Source organism: Micromonospora sp. AMSO31t (genome assembly GCF_008868175.1).
In the GTDB taxonomy this organism is placed as follows: Bacteria; Actinomycetota; Actinomycetes; order Mycobacteriales; family Micromonosporaceae; genus Micromonospora.
Genome location: NZ_WBKT01000257.1, coordinates 1 through 4,413, shown reverse-complemented (window position 1 = coordinate 4,413; position 4,413 = coordinate 1). Strand labels below are relative to the sequence as shown.

Sequence of the window (4,413 nt, the reverse complement as noted above, 5' to 3'; positions counted from 1 at the left end):
CGGGTGGGCCGACGCCGGGCGGTACGCCGACGCCGACCGGACCGGGTACCACCCGGCCGCCGAGCCACCGGCGTACGGCCCGGCGGCCCACCCGGGCGCGCCGATGTCCCCCTACGAGCGGGCCGCCGGCTGGCACCCCGAGGCGCAGCCCGCCGCGTGGCAGCCGGTCGCCGACGAGCAGCACACCACCGCCTGGCAGCCGTCCGCCGACGAGCAGCCCGCCAGCGCCTGGCAGCCGTCCGCCCACGAGGGGCGGTCGACGGGCTCCTGGCAGCCGGGCACCGAGGCCGAGGACAACGGCCGCCATCGGCAGCGGCGCCGCCTGCCGCGTCCCCTCCTGATCGGTGGGGCCGCCGCCGCGGCGACGCTCGTGGTGAGCCTCGGCGTGGGCGCCCTGGTGCTGCCCGGTGACGACCAGCCGACCGAGCGGACCTCCGCCGACGCCCCGGTGGCCGCCGCCCCGCTCGCGTCCGACGGCACCGAGGCGGACCCGGGTGACGCGCTCGCGCCGGAGTCGACCAGCCCGAGCGCCGCGCCGACCAGCGCCCGACCGACCCCGACGAAGAAGCCGACCCCGAAGCCGAGCCGGACCACGGCCGCGTCCCGGCAGCTGCCGCGGAGCGCCGCGCCGAGCAGCAAGGGCGCCACGGCGACCTCGACCAAGGGGCTCACCGCGGAGCTGCGGGAGGTCGTCGACCTGGTCAACCAGGAGCGGGCCAAGGCCGGCTGCAAGGCGCTGACCGTCGACGACAAGCTGACGCTCGCCGCCCAGCGGCACAGCCAGGACCAGGCCGACAACAAGAAGATGTCGCACGACGGCAGCGACGGCAGCGACGTGGGCGACCGGCTCGACCGGGTCGGCTACGCCTGGCGGTCCTACGGCGAGAACGTCGCCTGGAACCAGCAGAGCCCCGCCGCCGTCATGGACGCCTGGATGAACTCCCCGGGGCACCGGGCCAACATCCTGAACTGCTCGTTCACCGAGATCGGCGTGGGCGTGGCGCGGAGCAACGGGCCGTACTGGACGCAGGACTTCGGCACGCCGCGCTGACCGGCGCGTCGTGACCGGGCCCGCGCTCGTTGACCGGGTGAGGTACGCCGGGGACGCCTGAGCCGTGCCGGCCCGCGTGGCCGGCACACCGGGGCCGCCGGACACGTACCGGCAGGGGGCGGGGTGCCGCCCGCGACCCGGGAGCTGTCGATGCGGATCCGGCCGGCGTGGGCCGCGCCGCCCCGGCCGGTCCGCGTCCGCCGACGCGGGCCGCGCCGGGGCGTCGCGCTGGTGCTGACGGCGCTGCTGCTCGCCCCGGCCGCGGCCTGCCGGCAGCCGGTCGTCCCGCCCGGCGCGCCCACCCCGTGGCCGGCCGCGCAGGCCCGGCAGTGGCAGTGGCAGTGGCAGCTCACCGGCCCGGTCGACGTGACCGTCGAGGCCGACGTCTTCCTGCTCGACCCGGTGCGGACCACCTCCGCCGAGACCGGCGCGCTGCGCGCCCGCCACCGCCGCCTGGTGTGCCACGTCTGGGCCGGCACCTACGCGACCGGCGACCCGGACGCCAGCCGCTTCCCGGCGGCGGTACGCGGGGCGGCGGTCCCGGGCCGGCCGGGCAGCCGCTGGCTGGACGTCCGCCGGTGGGACTCACTGGAGCCCGTGCTGGCCGACCGGTTGCGGCTCTGCCGGGGCAAGGGCTTCGGCGCGGTGGCGCTCGACGACGCCGACGGCTACCTGCACCGCCCCGGCTTCCCGCTCACCTTCGACGACCAGTTGCTGTTCAACCGCCGGCTGGCCGCACTCGCCCGGCGGCTGGACCTCTCCCCCGGGCTGGTCGACGACCTGCCGCAGGTGGCGGCGCTCGCCCCCGACTTCGACTTCGCGGTCAACCAGGAGTGCGTCCGCCGCGGCGGGTGCGACAAGCTGCTGCCGTTCGTCGACGACGACAAGCCGGTCTTCCACGTGGAATACACCGGCGACCCGGCCGAGTTCTGCGTCACCACGGTCGGCTACGGCTTCGCCTCGATCCTCAAGGACCGCACCCTGGACGCCTGGCGCGAGCCCTGCGTGCTCCCCTGAGGTGGCGGCGCACGACCACGAGGCGAGCGACAAGGCCCTCGGGGAGCTATGCCGTCGCGTCCGGCTTCCAGTCCCGCGCGAGGAGCCCGAGCAGCACCTCGTCGAGGAACTCGCCCAGCACCCAGGCCGAGGAGCGCAGCACGCCCTCGCGGACGAAGCCGTTGCGCTCGGCGGAGCGCAGCATCGCGGCGTTGTCCGCGAGCGTCTCGATCTGCAGCCGCTGGAGTCCGCGCACGACGAATCCGTAGTGGCAGAGCACCGCCACCACGTCGGTGCCGTAGCGCTTCCCGCGCGCGGACGGGAGCAGTCCCAGGCCGATGTGCGCGGACCGGTTGTGGTTGTCGATGCCCCACAGGGTGGCGGCGCCGACCAGCGTGCCGCCCTCCAGCTCCACGACCGAGAACGAGACGCTGCCCTGCTCCTGGTCGTCCACCACGAGCCGCGGGTCTTTCGAGCCGGGCGTGATCGGCCGCCACGGCCCGCCTTCGGCCCGGGATGAGTTGACCACGTCGTCGTAGAGCTGGGTTCGCAGGGTCGGGATGTCGTCCTCGTGCCGGGCCCTGAGCCCGACCGTCTTGCCCCTCAGCATGCGAGCTTCCTACCGGACCGGACCGGTCATCGACAAACCGATCGCGCTCCGCGTACCCGTGGAAGAAGCGGCACCGCCCCCGGCCTGGACGGGCGGGGGCGGTGCCGGGGGAGCGGCGGTCGTCAGCCGGCGGTGGCGCCGCTGGCCGGGGCCGGGGTGCCGGCGCCGCGCTGCGACGGGACGCCGGCGTGCTCGGCGCTGAGGGGGGTGGCCAGTTCCTCCAGGGACTTCCCCTCGGCCTTGACGCCGAGGGTCAGCTCCACCAGGCCACCGATGATCATGACGGCGGCGCCGACGACGAAGGCGACCACCGTGTCGCCGACCTTGCCGGTGCCGACCAGCTTGGCGAAGAGCAGCGGGCCAGTGATGCCGCCGGCGGCGGTGCCGATCGCGTAGAAGAACGCGATGGCCATGGCCCGGGTCTCCATCGGGAAGATCTCGCTGACCGTCAGGTACGCGGCGCTGGCGCCGGCCGAGGCGAAGAACAGCACCACGCACCAGCAGGCGGTCATGGTGACCGCGTTCAGCACGCCCGAGTGGAACAGCCAGGCGGTGCCGAGCAGCAGCACGCCCGAGCCGATGTACGAGCCGGCGATCATCGGCACCCGGCCGACGGTGTCGAAGAGCCTGCCCAGCAGCAGCGGACCGAGCAGGTTGCCGACCGCGATCACCGCGAAGTAGTAGCCGCTGTTGCCCGGCGGGACGTCGAAGAACGTCTGCAGGATCTGGGCGAAACCGAAGGTGATCGCGTTGTAGAGGAACGCCTGCCCGATGAAGAGCGAGAAGCCGAGGGTGGCGCGCTTCGGGTAGCGGGCGAACAGGGTCCTGGCGATCTCCAGGAAGTTGGTGCTCTTCCGCTGCTTGACCTCGATCCAGTTGTCCGCCTCGGTGAGGTCCTTGCCGGTCTCCCGCTTCACCTCGGCCTCGACCGAGTCGACGAGATGGTTCGCCTCGTCGGCCCGACCGTGGATGAACAGCCACCGTGGGCTCTCCGGGACGTGCCGCCGGACCAGCAGGATCACCACGCCGAGCACGGCGCCCAGCCCGAACGCCACCCGCCAGCCGAGGTTGGTCGGCAGGCCGTTGAGCAGCGGCACGGTGAGCAGCGCGCCGAGGGCCGCGCCGAGCCAGAAGGTGCCGTTGATGATGATGTCGATCCGGCCGCGGTGCCGCGCCGGGATCAGCTCGTCGATCGCCGAGTTGATGGCCGCGTACTCGCCGCCGATGCCCATGCCGGTGAGGAACCGGAACAGGAAGAACCACCAGGTGTCGAAGGACAGCGCGGTCAGGGCGGTGGCGACCAGGTAGAGCCCGAGGGTCAGCAGGAACAGCTTCTTGCGCCCGAACCGGTCGGTGAGCCAGCCGAAGAAGAGCGCGCCGGTGCAGGCGCCGGCCACGTAGAGCGCGGCGGCCAGGCCGGTGACCTGGCTCTGGGTGATGCTCAGGCCGCTGCCCGGCTCGGCCAGCTTGCCGGACAGGTTGCCGACGATGGTCACCTCGAGGCCGTCGAGGATCCAGACCGTGCCGAGGCCGATCACGATCATCCAGTGCCAGCGGGACCACGGCAGCCGGTCCAGGCGGGCCGGGACGTTGGTCCGTACGGTGCCGGTCCGCACGTCGGTGCTCATGACGCGCTCCCGGGGGCTGCGGTGGCCGGGGCGCGACGGCGGGCCACCGGCGTGAGCTGTTCGTCCATGGCGGCCCAGATGCCCCGCCGCCGCGGCCGTTAATCCTGCCGTGACACCTCCGTCACAGG

At 73.9% G+C, this 4,413-nt stretch carries 4 protein-coding genes; 2 read left to right on the top strand and 2 right to left on the bottom strand.

Features of this window, described 5'->3' with window-relative positions; translation table 11 throughout:
- Together F8274_RS29960 and F8274_RS29955 are read left to right on the top strand one after the other, a co-directional pair.
- The coding region (locus F8274_RS29960) for a CAP domain-containing protein (protein ID WP_151465700.1) at positions 1-1,051 on the top strand (1,051 nt) is incomplete at its 5' end.
- A 150-nt stretch (positions 1,052-1,201) separates the two neighbouring features.
- Positions 1,202-2,068: an endo alpha-1,4 polygalactosaminidase gene (locus F8274_RS29955; RefSeq protein ID WP_151465701.1), complete on the top strand. Its 867-nt coding sequence runs from the start codon at positions 1,202-1,204 to the stop codon at positions 2,066-2,068.
- A 46-nt stretch (positions 2,069-2,114) separates the two neighbouring features.
- Here the strand turns inward: F8274_RS29955 and F8274_RS29950 are convergent, their stop codons facing one another.
- Both F8274_RS29950 and F8274_RS29945 read right to left on the bottom strand, forming a co-directional pair.
- Positions 2,115-2,657, bottom strand: a complete 543-nt coding sequence (locus F8274_RS29950; protein WP_151465699.1) for a GNAT family N-acetyltransferase — start codon at positions 2,655-2,657, stop codon at positions 2,115-2,117.
- Positions 2,658-2,779: 122 nt separating this feature from the next.
- Positions 2,780-4,285: an MFS transporter gene (locus F8274_RS29945; protein WP_151465698.1), complete on the bottom strand. Its 1,506-nt coding sequence runs from the start codon at positions 4,283-4,285 to the stop codon at positions 2,780-2,782.
- Positions 4,286-4,413: the final 128 nt, after the last annotated feature.